The sequence below is a fragment of the Methanosarcina spelaei genome (genome assembly GCF_002287235.1).
In the GTDB taxonomy this organism is placed as follows: Archaea; Halobacteriota; Methanosarcinia; order Methanosarcinales; family Methanosarcinaceae; genus Methanosarcina; species Methanosarcina spelaei.
Genome location: NZ_LMVP01000279.1, coordinates 18060 through 35823, shown reverse-complemented (window position 1 = coordinate 35823; position 17764 = coordinate 18060). Strand labels below are relative to the sequence as shown.

The following is a 17764-nucleotide window of genomic DNA, read 5'->3' as shown; positions in this document are numbered from 1 at the left end:
GGCCCGAAGCATACCCCATCCTTTAGGGTGGGGTGGCCGCACGCAATTTGATTTTTTGAAAGAAGGTGAAATCGAAAACAATTTAATCAGAAAAAAATTCATCATGAGTCTAAAACTATCTTTGTTTTATTCAACACTTGTAATATTAATTGTGGCTTTAATGGTTAATTTGTCTTTTGTAACTGACTTTCATCTATATGATTCTCTCCCGATCAGTAAGATGATTTATAACGTTATAGAAGTTCAAAAATTCGCTTTCACTATGAGTTTGGCTGGATTTTTGATCGCATTTTACATTACGTCATGTATATCGTTGACTTCTCATTTCGTGCTAAAAAATTAAACACTTTTAGTGGGGATAACTGTAAATTACGGTATTAAATAAAGAAAGAATTACAAGCCTTCTCTTAATAAAGAAGTTAAAGAGGACTAATTGTTGAAAAAAAAGTTCAAATTTTGCAAAAAAAGAATACAGTCGGAGGCAGGATGGGAAAATGAAAATAGAAATGAAGAGACGGTTGAAACTTCAAAAGAGCATTGGATTTTGAGCCCTTCCGATTTTTCTTTCTTGGACTGAAAAAGGCAAATTCAAAACGATCTTCTTTTTCGTTTTTTCAGCTGGTCTTGCAGTTGAGTTTGGTAAATGTACTGATTCTTTTGTAAAGTCAAGATATCAAAAACTTATCTTTAGGGATTAATTTCTAAAAAATAAACTGCATGCAGATACAAAAGCTTGGCTTTAAATTTGCAGTGAATTCGCGTCACTGCCGGTTTCTTAAAAACTTCAAATGTAAAATATTTTATCAATGTGAATAGAATGTTTTAACAATGTAGATGATCATCTATATGAGATCTTCGTTTAGTGAAATAAGGAAAATCTTCCCTAATTTCACCGAAAACGAATTGATTATAAGTCCTCTTTTTTGAAATTCGTTAAGCTAATCTTGAGTTATGGGATGAGCTCATTATTTAATTCACGGAAGAACAATGCTTAGTCCCAATGGATCACTGGTTACCATATCTACATCGATGTATAGTGATAAGCCTGTTGAACCTTCTATAACCGCTTGGGTCTTGGTGATATCGTTATCTAATGTAACTACAATTTTTTCTCCTGACTTTGGTGTAACTGGAAATTTCTTTTCTATAGATTCTCCAGGAACTGAGGTATAGGATTTGTTAAATTCAGAATTATTTTTTGAATCAAGTAGTTCTACATTAACTTTATGGTTTGCGTTACCCCAATTGTTTATGATAAATGAATTAAAAATATCTCTTTCATTAGAATTATTGGTTTCACTACTGTTTTCTTCTTTGCTAATAAGAGAGGTATGCTGTGTAGAAGGATTTAAAATAACAGCACTTACTAGCAAAAGGCATATGCCTGCAAATATAATCAAAATTTTTTTTCCTGACATTTGATTTCCTTAACTAAATTTTTTAATTATTTAGTTGTATTCAAACCTTTATATAGATTACGTACCTTGAAAATAAATTATGTAATCGCCACCTTTAGTTCTACTGAGCTTTCAAATTCCATCTTTAATTGCTCTATTTTTATACAAGTTAACTCATATCTCTTAATACTGGATAATTTATGTCCCTTGATCTGGTTATTTATATTTCTTAACACCTGATTAACTTATTTAATACCAGTTAATTTATATTATTTTAATAAAGGTTTATTTATATTTTTAATATGAGTTAATTTATATATTTTAATGCCCATATCAATCTTTACATTTTCCTTACACGCTTCTTCATGCTTTTTCTATTTGCCTTAATCACTTTACTATGCTTGCATAGAAACATTTATACTGATGCTAACTAACACAACAACTGAATAATTCAACCAAAAACTGATTACAAAAACATGTCATTTCACAACATCTTTAACACTTTTCACCCAAAGATTCAGGAAGCCATCAAAACTCTTGGCTTTACAAAACCCACAGAACCTCAGGAAAGGTCATTTCCTCACATAATGGATGGAAAGCATACTCTTTTGATAGCTCCTACAGGTTCTGGCAAGACCGAATCAGCCGTGCTGCCTGTTTTTGACAATATTCTGAGAAAGAAACCCGAAGCCAGAAAAGGGATTTCTGCCCTTTATATAACTCCGTTGAGGGCTCTTAATAGGGATATGCTCTCTCGCATTGAGATTCTTGGGAAGCTGCTCGACATAAAAGTCCAGGTTCGACACGGTGACACTCCGCAAAGCGAAAGGCAACGCCAGTCTAGAAGTCCTCCTGATGTACTGATAACAACTCCTGAGACCTTACAGGCAATGTTTACCGGTTCCCGCCTGCGTCAGAACCTTGAAACCGTAACTCACGTGGTGATAGACGAAATCCATGAACTTGCAGGTTCAAAACGGGGAACTCAGCTAGCTGTTGGGCTTGAGAGGCTTGTGGAAATTTCAGGAGAGTTTCAGAGAATAGGACTTTCAGCGACAGTAGGGAACCCCTGGGAAATTGCAAAGTTTCTGGCAGGTAATGGAAGAGATTTTACCGTAATTGAGGTAGCTCTGTTAAAACTGCTTGAGTTCGATGTGGTTAATCCTCAGGTTTCGGAAGGGGGAAAGATACGGGAAAAAGAAGTACTGGACATTGCAAAAACAGTCGGCTGCGAACCTGAATTTGCCTCTCACCTGCTCTGCATCAGGAAAATTGTCGAAGAAAGCCAGTCCACTCTTATTTTTGTAAATACTCGGCAGAGTGCCGAAGCTCTAGCTGCCGGTTTTCGGAAACTCGGAACATCCATAGGGGTTCACCATGGTTCGCTTTCTTTTGAAGCCCGTGTTGAAGCCGAGGAAGCTTTCAAATCAGGAGCTCTCAGAGGCCTTATCTGCACCTCGTCGATGGAGCTTGGAATCGATATCGGAAAGGTCGACAGGGTGATTCAGTACGGATCCCCACGTCAGGTTTCAAGGCTGCTCCAGAGAGTCGGAAGGGCCGGGCATAAGCTGCATTCAATTTCACGTGGCACTATCATTTCTATGGAGGTTGACGATACTGCAGAAAGTATGGCAATTACGAAAGCTGCGCTGGAAGGCAGGGTTGAGGAGGTTTCTCCGCATATAAAATCCCTGGATGTAGTAGCAAATCAGATCGCAGGCATGGTTATGGATTTTGGAGATGTCGAAATTAATAAAATTCTTCGAATTCTTCAACGGACGTACCCGTTCCGGAATCTTCAGCCTGAGGAGCTTCAAAGGGTTGTGAACCAGATAGGGGATTACAAACTGGTCTGGCACGAAAAAGGTTCAAATATAGTCAAAAGGCGCAGGAATAGCCGGGAATACTATTACGAGAACCTATCCATGATCCCGGATGAAAAAAAGTACGAAATCTATGATATTGTAAGTGGAAAATCGGTCGGTGTGCTGGACGAAGCCTTTGTCGTGAATTTTGCAGAACCTGGAGCCGTTTTCATAACTAAAGGCTACATGTGGCGTGTCGTTGAGATGCCTGACCGCGAGCAGGGAAAGGACAGGATCAAGGTCGAGCCTGTGGAAGGTATGGGTGAGGTTCCTAGCTGGACCGGAGAAGAAATCCCTGTGCCTTTTGAGGTCGCCCAGGATGTGGGAAAACTCAGGTCGGAGATTGCAACTTTTATCCGTGCCGAACTTAATGATGAAGCTATTGCCAGACAGTTACAGGCAAAATACCCCGTAACAAGGAATGCCGTGCTAGAACTGATCCGCCTGGTACGCGAACATGTGGAAGGAGGTTTCCCTTTGCCTGATGCAGATACGATTGTGATCGAGGATGAAGGAGATGCTGTGACCCTGAACGCCTGTTTCGGCCATAACACAAACGGCACTCTTGCCAGGGTCCTGACTTCACTTCTTTCAGCCCGTTTCGGGAGCAGTGTTGCTCAGGAAGTAGATCCTTACAGGATAAAGCTGACCCTTCCGAGGCGGGTAGGCTCTTTCCAGATCCGAGATATGCTGCTTTCCCTTCGCCCTGAACACGTTGAGCCGATTATAGAAATGACCCTGAAAAATACAACTCTGATGAAATGGAAAATGGTCCACGTAGCCAGAAAGTTCGGAGCCCTTTCTCAGGATATTGATTACGATCGGATAAGCATGAAAAAGCTGCTGGAAATCTACCAGGGCTCTTCGATGTACGATGAGGTAATCCGCGAAATCTTCCACGACCTGCTTGATGTCCCGAGAACAAAAGAAGTCCTTAAAAAACTTGCAGCCGGCGAAATTTCAGTTGAAGTCTCCATGCCAACCCCGATAGGTTCAGCTGGCTTTGCCATGAAGAAAGACCTGGTCGCACCGGAAAAAGCTGACCGTTCAATCGTACTTGCTCTTAAGGAACGCATTATGAACGACAGAATTGTTTTATTCTGTACGAATTGCAAGAAATGGACTTCTCGCAGGCAGGTTAAGAGCGTACCTGAAGAAATCGTCTGCCCTGTCTGTGAGTCCAGGATGATTGCAGCCCTCAAACCCTGGGAAGAAGAGGAAATCAACCTTGTCAAAAAACAGGCAAAAAAGGTCAATGTCTCAGCTGAAGAAAAGAAACGAATACAGAGAGTTTACAGAAACGCAAGCATAGTCCGTTCTCAGGGAAAGAAGGCGGTTATTGCACTTGCAAGCCGAGGAATAGGGCCTGAGACAGCATCAAGGGTGATTGAAAAAATGAGGGTGGATGAAGAGGCGTTTTACAGGGATATTCTGGTTGCAGAGAGAAATTATGTGAAGACAAAAAAGTTTTGGGAGTAAAATAGTAGATTAAATTTAAGCTGGCGTACTCTATTGAAAGTAAAGATATGAGTACTGAAATAAATGCATGTTAAATAGCAGTAGATAATAGCATTTATATAACCACTCCTAAATATTATGTAGTAAGACATCTGATACAATCTCCTTCTAATGTATGCCATTTCTCACCCACCTCGCCTACTATTCAGATGTCTTATTCCCCAATCAATTTTCTTTTTGTGCTTTGTGAGCTGCTGTTACTTTGGCCCTTAAGATTGTTGTGTGCCGATGAATAATTTTCTTGTTTGGCATTTTAGATCATTCGAGTCATAGAACGGTTTTACCCAGTTATCTGTTGTATCGAGTTGCAGTGGTTTGCTTGATGTGCTGTTTTCATGCAGGCTTCTAAACCTGTAGTGGTCGAACAGTCGGATAGCTTCAATAGCATAATAGTAAGCTATATCTACATCCCGAATTTCAATCAAGTTATCTCCATTGCTTATTTCACCACCCTGGGATAGATTTGAAGAGCCGCAGAACACGACCGGATTATCGCCATTAAAGTCACAGACAACGAATTTGTGGTGTATAACCTGTCCAGTTCCACCGCTATATTCTTCCTTGAATGGTGCTGGAACGTCCTTTTCCAAGAACTCAAAGCTTGTCACTCCACTGTTCTTTCCTTGCTTGAACAAGCTCAGCTGGCTTTTTTGCTCGATAGTTCCAAGGGAGAGAATATTTTCTCTGTTTGACAGATTCTTAAGGGCCGACATTACAGATCCTCCGCCAGAAGTCTCCATTACAGCAAAGAAGACCGAACTTTTTGCCGAATCTATAGCCTGAGACACTGTTTCCAGGGAGAATGCAGTTTTATGCGGGGCATAGCTGATTGAAACCGGGGGATTGTGATTCGTTGTTGCTTCAAACCATTTTGATGCGATGGTTGAGGATTTAAAACCGTTTTCATCATTGAAAGCCTGTCCGAATGCCTGCTCATAGAGCCTGGCGGTTATGGGGTCATTAAAGACAAGGACACTGTTAGCCTGGATGTAGAATCCTCTTAATGAGAAATTGGCTGAGCCTGTTAGCACCTTTACAGGTTTACCATTTTTCTTTTGAATCATTACTTTATTATGTGCAAAACGGGAGAAATTTCCGGTTTTTACCGCTGCTCCTGCCTGCTTTAATTTGTCGACTACCTTAGGTTCAACTGAAGTTGGTTTGATGTGTAGCGGGGCATTATCCTGAAACACACGAACACGAGGCCCCATAGCAGCAAGCTTTCTAATAATGTCAGGCTCATCAAAGTCATAAGAGAATACGTCCACACTAATCGAATCATCATTCAAGCACTCCTCAAGAAAATCAAAAAGCATTTTCCTTGCGTGAGCACCCAGCCACTCATATTGTGCCTGGTAAGGGCCGGTATTGAAATCAATGGACTTGACTTTCGGCCTGATAGCCTTATTATCGAACCTGTCAGTGTAAGCCTGAGACGAAATATACCCTCTCGTAAAACCCAGCTCAAGATTGGGAAAAGCACGATAACTGAGGTCTACTTCAGCCTGAACGCTGGAATCTAAATCAACAAACCCGTTTCTATTGAAATAACATGCATAAATAGTGTAAACGTACTTTCCAGGGCCTGCACCAGGAAAATGAACCCAATGGAATGTCTGGAAGGGAGCTTTGTTCGAATCTTCCCACATTTCAGGAGTAAGCTCGGTTTCACGTGCAAGCTCTCTCTTAAAACTAAGTCTGTTCTTCAACCAGTATTCATTCGAACTGTATGGACCTTTATTCGGAGTAGCAACCTTCACCGCAAAGCCAGCAAGGTTTTTCGTCTTCTCTTCATCAATATCAAATGCCAGAAGAACAGCACCGTCTCCATCATAAGCAGTTACTGCCAGACCTTTACTCTTAAACAATTTGCTCAAAGGCATGATAATGCGCTTCCTATATAATCGCTAGTAATAAGAAATTACGAAATAACAGGATTTAAACACTTGAGTATCAGAACTAAGAAAAAAGTACATTGTGCTTATATTTGTAATTTGGATTCATTGGCTATTCTAAAACTCCAAATGGCTACAGCTTTCAACCCTGGGAAGAAGGAGAGATCAAGATCGTTAAAGAACAGGCAAAGATGGTTAAAATTTCTCCTAAAGGGAAAAATAGTTTCGCTGTAAAAACAGTTGATAAATTATTTTACTCAATTAAACTATCGAGTTCTTTCTCACGCTCTGAAACATGCTTGCATAATTTGATCCACACGTTTTCTGGTACTGCGTCTAGACATCTAGATGATAATGCCTTGTGAATATACTGAAGGAAATTCCTTGCTCTATATATTATATATGGTTTTTTGTCAGATACTCTTACTCCGATGTTCCTTATCGTTGAAGTTATATCATATATTGGGTCTTCAAGATCTTCTTCTATTGCAACTTTAGCTATAGAATAAAGAGAAGTTAATAATTTTAATTCTGACAATTCGGCATCTCTCGTTATTGGTTCTTTATCAATAATTTTTGAGCCAATATTACCTAAGTTTATTATTACAACTTCAATTTCTATTTCCCATTTTTTTTCAATAACTTTTTTTCCAAATTCTTCAAGTACTTCTGTTATACGGTAAATAAGCACATTGAGTTCATTATTCTGTGGCGTAATAGCACTAATTCCGATTTCTCCAACCGAATTAATAATCTTTTTAACAATACTTTTTTCATTGTTTTCAACCATCATATTTCCGATTTTTTGTAAAGCATCTATGGTCTGAACTGAAGAATCTAACAAATTGTCCTTTGTCAATGAATTTTTTGCAATCTTTTTAAGTGAATAAGTTATTGAAGGTATTGGAGTATACAGTTTTTCTTCAATCAAAACAGTTCCAATATTAGAAAGTGTAATAGATGTGTCTATTACCGTTCTTTCCATCTCTTGTTTTACAGCAATAACCCCAACTATCTTAATATAATCAATAATTCTCTTTACTATGGCTTCTTTGCAAGTTAAATCATAATCTTTGTCTTTGATAATTTGAATTGCTTTGTTTTCAATTATTCTTAGTCCATAGCTTGTTGTTCCATAGTCATAAGCCATCATTGAACCCTGTAGCACATCAACAATTGGCTGAATTGTGTCCTCAATAGGTTGAATTTTCCCATTTTCATCCATGCTATTTGAGTTTTCAAGTTCGATTGCTGATTTAATAGAATCCACACGGATATTTTCGGAGAGTAACTTTATCAAAATGTGTGGTTTAAACATTTCAAGTGTTTCTAAAAGATATGATCCTAAAGCTAAAAGCGAAAAAATAAAAAATGCGTATAAAAACCAAGTATAAATTTCGAATAATGAGCCCATTGATATATTGCTTGAACTCAAAACTTTAATTATATTTATTAAGAAATTGTCAAAAATAAACACCTGCCCCAATGTCGTATTGCCTGAAATTGAAGTTATTATCATTTTTTGTAAGTATACGCCAAAAATTATACAAAACGCATACGTTACCATCAATATGAAAAAGTCTGGGTTTCGTTTCGAATCTTTGAATATATTAATAACACGTGCAGAATAAGATGAAGACGTCTGTTGAACAGCAACTAGACTTAAACTGACAACTATAGCAATTATTGCAGCTTCACTTTCTACTATTAAACTTATAAAAGAGCTTGCATTATTCACATTTGAATGATCAAAAGTTACTTCCCTTATAAAATAAGCCGTTATTCCTGCTACAACTAAAAGCAAGATGTAATAAACAATCCTTTGAGTTAGTCTTGTTTTAAATATCTTATCCAACTCTATTTTAAAAATTGTAAAAATGCTCAAAAGAAATATTCCAATTAAAATAAAATATGTGAATCTGTTGTAAGCGACAGAAAAAAACATAATAGTCATCATTAGTAAGTAACCTTTGATAAATAGTAGATACTTTTCATTGAAACCTTGGGTTAAATAAAATCTAATCTTGTTGACTTTAATGTTATGAATATTCTTTTTTACTGAGTCTTCTAAAATAGTTCCTTTTGACACATATACCATCAAAGATTATCAATAATATAAATCTGTTGTAATTATACTTTATCAGGAATGAAGCTTAAGGTAAATATCTATTTGTTTCACTTTACTTGGCCAAATAGTCACGCCTATTGATTATTTTGAAGATAACATAATTGATTTGAGAGCAATCTTAACTCTCGACCTAAATTTCAAAAAATTAGTACATTCTTATAGGTAGCTCAATGGGAAGATTTTGATGGTGCCGTGCGCCGGAAATATAATTAAAAAGTGATTTAAAAACAGTTTGCTTTTAAACTTAGAAATCTCAATACGTTCTCTTTCTTGAACCGACGCTGACAAAATTATAATAATCTCTTCATAGTCAATCCGATAGAGAATCCTGAAATCCCCAACTCTTATTCTAAAAAGCTTTTCACTGGTCTCGTAGATTCTTTTTGCATCATGAGGAAAGGGTCTTCAGCAAGTTTTTCAATGTTTTTAATAATTCTCTGGCTGTTTTTGGAATCGAGTTTTTTGATGAAATTCTTTGCAAGCGTGTCCAGAAAAATTTCAAAAATATTAGAGTCCCAGTTCTTTCTTGAACTCCGAAAGGGATATCAGTTTTTCTTTTTTCTGGTGCTCATAGCTTTTATCTACGAGATTTCTTTCCTTATCAGTGAGGATACAGTCTATGTCTACCATGTGCTCTCTTATGTCTGTCAGTTGTTTTTTGATAGAATCGAGTTCCTTTATTACTTTCTCCTCAAAACCAGCCTCAGCCATGATAAATGGTTGATATGAATCTTATTTATAAGTATGCTTTCTTGATATTCCCGTTTTTTTCTTTATTTAAAGGAATCTTCAAAATAGCGGCGTAATCTCATGATTCCAGTCGAAGGACTTGAGGGAAGCTCGGGACGGAAACATAAAATAAAAAGTAATATCGTTCTGGATCTTTACGGCTCCTGGCTAACTTTTGCCTTCAATTTTGGTTGTAACAGTTTTAAATACTCACAGATTAAATGTTATTCCGGTAAAGATGGAAGGCAAGAGCTTGAACTACACGGTCCTGATAGAACAGGACGAAGATGGGATGTATATTGCAAAAGTTCCCGACATATCCGGTTGTTATACTCAGGGAAAAACAGTTGAGCAGGCTATGGAACGCATAAGAGAGGCGATACAGGTCTGTCTTGAAGCTGAGGAACTTGAAGATGTTATGCCTCTTAAGTTTATAGGGATTCAGCAGGTAGAGGTAAAAGTATGAGTAGACTCCTTCCTGTAAATGGAAGGGAAATGTGCAAGATACTTGAAATGCTTGGCTTTCAAAAGGTGCATCAGGTTGGAAGCCATATGAGATATGTTCACCCTGACGGCAGAAAAACAGTAGTGCCAGTACATGGGAATGAAGATTTAAGCATTGGTCTCCTTAAGGAAATCCTGAAGCAGAGCAGGATTTCACGGGAAATGTATGGTGAATTAAGAAAAAAGGTTTGAGAAATCGAAGGCTTAAGTTTTCTTTTCTTCTTTAAAGCGGCGTAATCTCATGATTTCCAATCGAAGTAGCTAATGGGGCTGGGCCGAAAAAATAATAAAAAAGTGATACAATCCCGAAATTCCTTCTTTATCAAATCTGTTTTTCTCTAATAAGCTTTAAAAAATAAAACAGTCCTTTTGTATAATGTAAAAAGGAGAAGGTAATATCCGGCTGAGATACAAGTTTCCTCAAGTAAATTCTGAAAGGCATTCAGAGCTAACCGCAAGCAACTGGATACAGCTGCGTGAGCCTGGTAGTCTAGCACCGCCATACTTTTATCAGTCCCGTTAATGATCCTGAGCACTCTGTTTTCTATGGCGGTTCTTGGCATATTTTCTCCTTTTTCTTTAGCAGATGTTGGCATCAGTTCTTTGCAAACGATAAAACTAACCATATCTTTACAGGATATTGTATACCTTGTAGGGCTGATTTTTATTCATGAACTCGCTCATTTTGTCTTTGTTCCGGGTTTTCTAACGTCGAATAAAACGTTTTTAGGAATTACTTATTTTGGCGGATTTGTTTACTCGGAAGAAGAAGTATCAAAATCAAGATATATTCTTATCACACTGGCACCTTTTATCCTGCTCTCAATAATACTCCCTGGAATCCTTGGGGTTCTGGATCTGTTAAATCCGTTAGCAAAGGTTCTGATATTGTTAAATGCTATGAGTTCTGGCGTGGATATCCTTATCTTAATTCTTGTACTAACTCAGGTGCCTGCAAATGTGTATTTTACCTTCAACGGGATAAGGACTTACTGGAAAAGGATAGATCAGAGCGTTCCCGAAAGCAATTGAAGACATGTGATCCTAAAGTACACACATAAAATACACACATAAAAATTTCTTTTTATACTCAGGGAAAAACAGTTGAGCTGGCTAGCGTATAAGAAAAGCGATACAGTTTTGTCCTTTGCTGAAAAAATTTCAGACCTAATATTGTCTAATATTGTAACAGGACCTGTTTTTTATCAGATCCTAATTTCTTATTCAGTACTTTTAGTTAAAATTTTCTGTAAACTGTGCTTCGATATCCAGCTCCTATTACAAAAATAATAAGCTGTGATCGTGTAATATTCAACAGTACTCGATATTCTCCTACTCTCAAAGAATGGATAGGTGAGTCAGGAGACATTTTTAATTTCTTGACGTGTGAGAACGGATTTTCCTTAATCCCATTAATCGCATCAAAAATTCTTTTTCTAACTTCAGGTGGCAGTTTATTGATATCCTTAATAGCGTGTGAAGTATACTGAACAGTGTACATTAGTCTATACCTAACATTTTCTTTGCTTCATCTTCGCTATAGTATCTTCCTGCTTTTATGTCTTTCAGGCTTTCTTCAATTTCTGTAATTTCACTGTTTGTTAAGGGCTCGCTATCATAAGCCATAGTTGCAATCCTTTCGATTACGGAGCTATAAGATTCTTCTCGGTGGGTTTTTAAGCCATTTAACATCTCTTTTACTCTAGGTTCAAGACAAACTGTAGTTGTAGCAGCCATATGCTATCCTATAGGATAATATAGGTTATAAACATTTTGAGTTCAACAGGTTGTGTATCAAAGTTATCTAAAATTAAATAGATTCTCTGTCCTTTCAAAGATTTGTTCGAAAAAATTTCTTCATTCCTTGAAAAAGAAAGAGCAACGAAAGTAGCTGTTTTTGGTTCTTATGCCAGAGGAGAAGAAAAGCCGGAAGCGATATCGACATTCTTGTAGAGTTTTCTGAAATAATAGGTCTGCTAATCCTTACACGAATTGAAAAGGAACTATCAGAGTTACCTGGAGTAAAGGTCGATTTGTTACCGAAGAATCAATAAGTCCATATCTTATTGACGAAATTAAAAAGGAAGCAAAAGTTATTTGGAAGCAAAAATTATTTCGGCATGAAAAAGAATGAATCTCTTTACCTCAGTCATATTCTCAGTCATATTCTCAATTTTATTCTTATCCCGATGAAATTAAGCTACACCGGAAAATCGCTGAAGTCGATTTCTTCACCCCTTCTCAACTGATTTCGGAGAAAAGTAAGTTTGTTATCTATTTTTTCGAGGCTCTTCAGGTACTTTTTTTCATCCTGTGTGGTTTTTAATAGTTTTGAAATCCCGCCATTTTGAATAACCAGTCGCTGATCTGCCGATAGAGCAAGAAGAGGATCGTGAGTACTGATTAAAACAATCTTGTTATTACTCACCAGAAGTTCCAGAGATCTAATCTTGTCAACGCCTGCATTCTCAATCTCATCGATCAGGACGACAGATGCCGGACTGAGAAGTGCGGTATCTGCAATCATTAAAGCGCGTGATTGTCCTCCTGAAAGTTCCGTAACAGGAGTTTCCCTGCTGAAAGGTTCTCCTGCCAGGATGTTTGCAGTATCATATATTTTCTGAACAACATGGGATATCTCATTAACCATACGGCTCTCTGCGTGCAGGGTTAGAAACTCCTCGACACTGAGATCCATAACAAAGTTCATATTCTGTGAAAGCTGAGCTATAAAACGCCCTTCAGTTGAGAAACGCTCCTCGTCATCCGGAGCTCGGCCATTAACCAGTATTTTCCGGCCGGTTGGAGTATCTTCCTGAGACAGAGATTCTATATCAGCCAGAAGACGTGACTTGCCTGATCCTGTCGGACCGACAATTGCTGTCACCTCGCCTTTTTTTAGCTCTATCGAAAAGGCTTCTTTTTCATCATTCTTATTGCGTCCAGGGAGCACGGTTAGTGATTCGACCGTGAACCCGTTTCCCTGTTGAAGAGCTCTGGCCTGTTCAATAAATAGAAAGAAACCATCAATAAAGGCAAAAGAGCTGCTTTCCATCTCAATAAAATAATCTTCACCAAGTATCGAACCCAGCTCTTCCAGTTTTTCATTCCCATAATGTACGGAATCAATTGCAAACGCAGAGAAGTAATCCTCTATCCAGGGCATCATCTTCCTGAGTTCGTTTATCGTCATGTGAAGCAAATCTGTCCGCAATCTATTCCTCTCCCTTAGCCTATTCTTCTTCCTCAGCCTGTTCTTTTCCCTTAGCCTATTCTTCTCCCTTAGCCTGTTCTTCTCCTCTGAAATTTACCAGCTTTGAAACACCAATCTGCTTGTCGTCCCCGATTTTTCTCTCTCCAAGACAGTATGAACACAGAGCTCCGGGCATGGTAAACCGAAGTGTAGCTCCCTGAAGGGTTTCAATTATAGAGGTTTTTTCCATGAGTTTTGCAAGATAAAAACTACCCTGTCCTGTAACGCCGTTGATCTGAATTATCATTCCTCTGGGGTTAACCTGTCTGACTCTGTATGCAAAGACTTCACGCTCTGCCTGGGACACAATATCCCCTTTAGTAATAACAACAATGTCTGCAAGTTTTAACATTGGGCCTATTTTTTTAGGTGTGTTGACACCACTCAGGTTATCAATAACGCAAATTGCCAGAACATTCTTAATATGGGGAGAACAGCGGTTGCAAAGGCCTGCACTCTCGGTAATCAAAAAATCAAAACTTCTCCCTTTGGCCCACTTGAGAGCTTCTTCAATATTGCTTACAAAAAAGTGGTCAGGACAGAGTCCTCTTGAGAGCCCGGTTTTGACCGGAATATTGTGAGTGGAATAGAGATTCTCATCCTGAGCCGAGAGGCAGTCAAATTTTACCACACCGATTGAAAAACCCTTCTGTCTGAGCTCTTCTATGGTCTTGATAATGATACTGGTTTTTCCTGATGAGGGAGGACCTGCTACCGTAACAAGCCTCACACAACACCTCCTGTCTCATAAAACTGTTTATTGAAAATTTCTTCAATTTCGTTTTTAAGCTTTCCTATGTCAGTATTCATCAAAAAATCCCAGCCCAGCCAATAGAGTGAGTTTCTTCCTCCAAGGTTACTTTCAAGATTATTATTAACTTCAGGGTTCGTTGTTGGGAAAAAGGCTCTGGCAGAGATTTCCCCAAATTCTTTTCCACAGATAAAATCAGTAATCTCTTTAACCCGTTCGACCGCACTTTTTTTAACCAGCATCTGTACAGGACTTACAATAGTTCCTTCTGAAGGTATATTAATTGTTATCCGGGATTTATCCTGAATTTTCTTGGCAAAGAAGAGAGGCATGATATACATTGGTGGTACATCATCTTTTTTGCTGTCTATCATTTTGACCATTTCGGACGGATGGATTCCTGTATATACTGACGAAGCAAGCTTTTTAATTCCTTCCATACCGTAAAGTCGGTAGAAAGGGAGGAGTACTCCATTACAGAAAAAACCATCCTGTCCCCGCATAACGACCTTGTTCCGGTGCTCGTCTTTTAAAAGATCTTCCCAGGATTCTGGTCTGGTATTATCCTTCATGAGTTCATCTATCGTGACAAGAACAAGAAGGTTTGCAGAAATCATGGTAAACTGGCTGCGGGGATCGGCAAAACCGATGGATTCAAAATCAATGTTCATGGGAGCTGGAGCAAGATTTATAAAATATTCCTTATTGAGAAAATTCTCTTGGAAGGATTTGTGGTAGAAGCTGTTAATATCAGAACTTACAATTATGTCCGGCAGTTCGTCAATCGATGTAATCAGATCGATATAGGCATAATAGGAAAGTTCATGATTAACATTTCCTTCCACGAGAGAATGGAGCACATTATTCATTTGTCTGCTGTACTCAGTTGAGAAGTTATCAAATGCACGGTTAAAGGGCATCTTCATGCCGCAGGGCAAAAGGGCAAGAAGGGTCAGCTCTTTTTGCCGCTCCGGGGAATCTGCAAGGGTAAAATCTCTTTTTGTTTCATTGTCTAATATAGCCTGATTAAGGAGCTTAATAAAGGAGTCTTTGTTCAGCGATACCATTGATAGGGCTGTTTTCAATTTCAGTAAAGGGCCAAGTTTTTCGAGAACTTCCTTATTTTCAAATTTCTCCATTCCATGCTGTTTGAATATTTTTAGTAAATATGGGTATTCACTTAAGATCTGGTATATACTCATTGTTTCGTCAATTGCTTTCATACCATTCCGCCTGATATGTCCTTGAGCAGTATTTTCTCTCCCTTTATAATATTCAGATTATAATTTTAATAACAGTATCTCCATTAAGGAAAAACTTACGTTATCAAACAGTATCAATTCCACATTTACACCGTTTTCTTTTTTGTTCTGTCTTGTGGAATATTAGTTATTCCAATAAAAGATACAAACATATAAATATTGCTATCTAGGAAGTCTTATTCCTATTAACTCCTCAAATTAGCTCCTCAAACTAACCTCAAATTAGCTTTCAAATTAGCTTTCAAATTAGCTTTCAAATTAGCTTTCAAATTAGCTTTCAAATTAGCTTTCAAATTAGCTTTCAAATTAGCTTTCAAATTAGCTTTCAAATTAGCTTTCAAATTAGCTTTCAAATTAGCTTTCAAATTAGCTCATCAAGTTAGTTCATTAAATCAACTTTGCATTTCTTCCATTCTAATTTGAGAAATAGTTACTTTACATGTAATGTTCAACTTTTCCTTCTTCACTTATAGCAGCATCGCAAGGAGGATATATTACATGACTGCTTTTGAAATAATTACAAATGTCTGCATAACTATTGAATGAATTATAAGCATCATCTAAAGCATATGAACCAATTTTAATTTTCAACTTCTTCAAGAGTAGCTTGACAGTGAGGAGACATAGATACGAACATATTATAATTATTGTAAAATTATATTTAGGAGACAGGGTTTAATGCTTAACTGATGATACATGAATGAAAATCTTATAATACATCTCCTCTATATTTCTATAGTTCATAATGGACTTTTAGGGGTATGTATATGAAAAAATACATCTACTTCGTACTACTTATTTTGCTATTTGGACTGATTGTCAGCGGTTTTGCCGAATCGCAAAACGACGAAAATGCTTCTCAATCAAGTTCACCGCTAAATACCTTCAAGTCAGCTTACCAGGACATTGCATGGGGAAACAACGTCCAGAAGCATCTGAGGATACTTAAAACAGATTTGGATGGAGTATCCAACGCTACAAACAACTCTGACTATACAATGCTTGCAGTCTACGCCCAACAAATAGTAAACGATACTCAGAATGCCACTAAGGAGAATGATCAATATACCGTATCTCCCAAACTCCAGGATGCACAGAAAGAATGGAGGGTTGCTCTTCAGGACTATAACTCTGCAGGTCAGTTTTTGCTACACGGAGCAAATGAGACGAAAAATGGTACTGTAGGAGCTGAAAATTTCCTGAAGGCCAGAACATTTCGCAATTCCGGTACAGATCATCTTAAGAGAGCGTCTGAGTTAGCAGGAATAACATAAACTTGTTTCTTTTTTGAAGCAGGGATGAAGTATAGAAAAACTGTTGGTCTTATGCTGGATTTCTAAAAACTACTTCTTTAAATCTTGAACCTTACTTTCTGCAGATGTCCTTACAATTTTCACAATTTTTTCCGTTATCGTTTTTTCTGTGGTAACTACATATAATGTCAGAAAAAATATTTTCAAAATTTCCTGCATCCTCATTCAGTGGAGTTTAAGAAAATGTAAAAATGAAGAAAAGGTATAAAGAGCACTATTCAGACTACTACAACGTTAAGTTTGAAAGTCTGCTCCTCACCTGTTGACTCCCAGGATCTTTTGTATATTGCGTTTACTTGCTGACTGCCTTTGGCTACGCCTTCAATTTTCCATAAACGAAATCCACCTGCACCAATTATGAAATTATTTTTCAAAGATCCGAAGGGTTGGTATTTGTCCGAGAGCTGGTTAAGTCCGTTACTTAACCTGAGTTGCCAGGAATAGCCTGTACTCGGATTTTCTTTAAGCATCAAAAAAAAGGCATTTCCTTCTTTAATATATATGGTATTTCCGTTGTCATTTTCGGTTATTATCTTATTTTGACTTACTATATCATGTTTAGCACATACAGCAGTTGGAAGTGTTACCAGAGCCAAACATGTAATCAAAACTATCATTCCAGGTATAAATTTTGACATTATATCACCATCCATTCACAGCAACTTAATTATCGAATTATTTTAGCTATCTATTTTCGTTTTTCATATCTCTAACCTTCATTAGATTTTGAAGCTTAGACTTATTCCATATATCATATTGAAAAGGTGGAAATTAAATACTGATATCACTGGCTGATATATAAAACAAGTAGAATAAATTATCCTTAAGATAAGTAATTACAGAAAAAATGGACGATAAATTACTTATTATGATGAAATATATTCCTTTATAATATGAAATTAAAATAGACTTTCAGCATCTAACATTAATATAAAAAGAGGTTATTATCGACTCTGTTCCAAAATCCAGTGATTTTTGCATTTTTGATAGAAAATCTGAATTAGCAAGAAGAATCCAGTTTTTATCAAAATCAATATTCGCTATCTAAAGACTTGAATCATTAAGTTGTATTACACGGATGGTGACCATTTACAAAATCTAGTGATTTTGAATTTTACATCCATCACTAGATTTTGGTACTGAGTCTTA

The 17764-nt window shown here is 37.4% G+C and carries 16 protein-coding genes and 1 pseudogene; 6 read left to right on the top strand and 11 right to left on the bottom strand.

Annotated elements, in window-relative coordinates:
- Window positions 1-974 precede the first annotated feature (974 nt).
- The gene (locus ASJ81_RS12900; RefSeq protein ID WP_095644779.1) at window positions 975-1418 is read right to left on the bottom strand and encodes a hypothetical protein; all 444 of its coding nucleotides are present in this window, start codon (window positions 1416-1418) and stop codon (window positions 975-977) included.
- 455 nt (window positions 1419-1873) lie between these two features.
- Here ASJ81_RS12900 and ASJ81_RS12895 point away from each other — a divergent pair, with 455 nt between their 5' ends.
- A complete protein-coding gene (locus tag ASJ81_RS12895) occupies window positions 1874-4741 on the top strand; it encodes a DEAD/DEAH box helicase (protein WP_095644778.1) in 2868 nt (955 codons plus the stop codon).
- A gap of 248 nt (window positions 4742-4989) precedes the next feature.
- Here the strand turns inward: ASJ81_RS12895 and ASJ81_RS12890 are convergent, their stop codons facing one another.
- From ASJ81_RS12890 to ASJ81_RS12880, 4 genes are all read right to left on the bottom strand, one after another.
- On the bottom strand, window positions 4990-6663 hold the full coding sequence (locus tag ASJ81_RS12890; RefSeq protein WP_095644777.1) for a phospholipase D-like domain-containing protein: 1674 nt from the start codon (window positions 6661-6663) through the stop codon (window positions 4990-4992).
- Window positions 6664-6928: 265 nt separating this feature from the next.
- Complete coding sequence (locus ASJ81_RS12885; RefSeq protein ID WP_141241717.1) at window positions 6929-8764, bottom strand: DUF2254 domain-containing protein; 1836 nt, start codon at window positions 8762-8764, stop codon at window positions 6929-6931.
- 195 nt (window positions 8765-8959) lie between these two features.
- Entirely contained in the window at window positions 8960-9181 is a 222-nt protein-coding gene (locus tag ASJ81_RS24620; RefSeq protein WP_141241718.1) for a type II toxin-antitoxin system RelE family toxin, read from the bottom strand.
- Between the two features lie 129 nt (window positions 9182-9310).
- The gene (locus tag ASJ81_RS12880) at window positions 9311-9514 is read right to left on the bottom strand and encodes a hypothetical protein (protein WP_095644775.1); all 204 of its coding nucleotides are present in this window, start codon (window positions 9512-9514) and stop codon (window positions 9311-9313) included.
- Between the two features lie 271 nt (window positions 9515-9785).
- On the opposite strand from ASJ81_RS12880, the gene ASJ81_RS12875 reads away from it, so the two are divergent.
- The 3 genes from ASJ81_RS12875 (at window position 9786) to ASJ81_RS12865 (ending at window position 11068) form a co-directional block, all read left to right on the top strand.
- On the top strand, window positions 9786-9998 hold the full coding sequence (locus ASJ81_RS12875; protein WP_245860126.1) for a type II toxin-antitoxin system HicB family antitoxin: 213 nt from the start codon (window positions 9786-9788) through the stop codon (window positions 9996-9998).
- Complete coding sequence (locus tag ASJ81_RS12870; RefSeq protein WP_095644774.1) at window positions 9995-10228, top strand: type II toxin-antitoxin system HicA family toxin; 234 nt, start codon at window positions 9995-9997, stop codon at window positions 10226-10228. The genes ASJ81_RS12875 and ASJ81_RS12870 overlap by 4 nt, the downstream gene beginning before the upstream one ends.
- Before the next feature lie 330 nt (window positions 10229-10558).
- On the top strand, window positions 10559-11068 hold the full coding sequence (locus tag ASJ81_RS12865; protein ID WP_245860124.1) for a DUF3267 domain-containing protein: 510 nt from the start codon (window positions 10559-10561) through the stop codon (window positions 11066-11068).
- 205 nt (window positions 11069-11273) lie between these two features.
- Here the strand turns inward: ASJ81_RS12865 and ASJ81_RS24450 are convergent, their stop codons facing one another.
- Both ASJ81_RS24450 and ASJ81_RS12855 read right to left on the bottom strand, forming a co-directional pair.
- Complete coding sequence (locus ASJ81_RS24450) at window positions 11274-11537, bottom strand: type II toxin-antitoxin system RelE family toxin (RefSeq protein WP_095644772.1); 264 nt, start codon at window positions 11535-11537, stop codon at window positions 11274-11276.
- Window positions 11537-11773, bottom strand: coding sequence for a hypothetical protein (locus ASJ81_RS12855; protein ID WP_095644771.1), 237 nt, complete (start codon window positions 11771-11773; stop codon window positions 11537-11539). The genes ASJ81_RS24450 and ASJ81_RS12855 overlap by 1 nt, the downstream gene beginning before the upstream one ends.
- Before the next feature lie 102 nt (window positions 11774-11875).
- Between ASJ81_RS12855 and ASJ81_RS24615 the strand changes: the two are divergent.
- Window positions 11876-12090 (top strand): annotated as a pseudogene (locus ASJ81_RS24615) (nucleotidyltransferase family protein).
- A 146-nt stretch (window positions 12091-12236) separates the two neighbouring features.
- Here the strand turns inward: ASJ81_RS24615 and ASJ81_RS12845 are convergent.
- The 3 genes from ASJ81_RS12845 to ASJ81_RS12835 are packed head-to-tail and all read right to left on the bottom strand — an operon-like array spanning window position 12237 to window position 15263.
- Window positions 12237-13250, bottom strand: coding sequence for an ATP-binding cassette domain-containing protein (locus ASJ81_RS12845; RefSeq protein ID WP_095644770.1), 1014 nt, complete (start codon window positions 13248-13250; stop codon window positions 12237-12239).
- A 55-nt stretch (window positions 13251-13305) separates the two neighbouring features.
- Window positions 13306-14019, bottom strand: coding sequence for a GTP-binding protein (locus ASJ81_RS12840; RefSeq protein WP_095644769.1), 714 nt, complete (start codon window positions 14017-14019; stop codon window positions 13306-13308).
- On the bottom strand, window positions 14016-15263 hold the full coding sequence (locus ASJ81_RS12835) for an ABC transporter substrate-binding protein (protein ID WP_095644768.1): 1248 nt from the start codon (window positions 15261-15263) through the stop codon (window positions 14016-14018). Before ASJ81_RS12835 ends, ASJ81_RS12840 begins: the two co-directional genes overlap by 4 nt.
- A gap of 806 nt (window positions 15264-16069) precedes the next feature.
- On the opposite strand from ASJ81_RS12835, the gene ASJ81_RS12830 reads away from it, so the two are divergent.
- A complete protein-coding gene (locus ASJ81_RS12830) occupies window positions 16070-16576 on the top strand; it encodes a hypothetical protein (RefSeq protein ID WP_095644767.1) in 507 nt (168 codons plus the stop codon).
- 257 nt (window positions 16577-16833) lie between these two features.
- Here ASJ81_RS12830 and ASJ81_RS12825 read toward each other — a convergent pair whose 3' ends face one another.
- Window positions 16834-17253 carry a protease inhibitor I42 family protein gene (locus tag ASJ81_RS12825; RefSeq protein ID WP_170943306.1) on the bottom strand — a complete coding sequence of 140 codons (420 nt, stop codon included), beginning with the start codon at window positions 17251-17253 and terminating at the stop codon, window positions 16834-16836.
- Window positions 17254-17764: the final 511 nt, after the last annotated feature.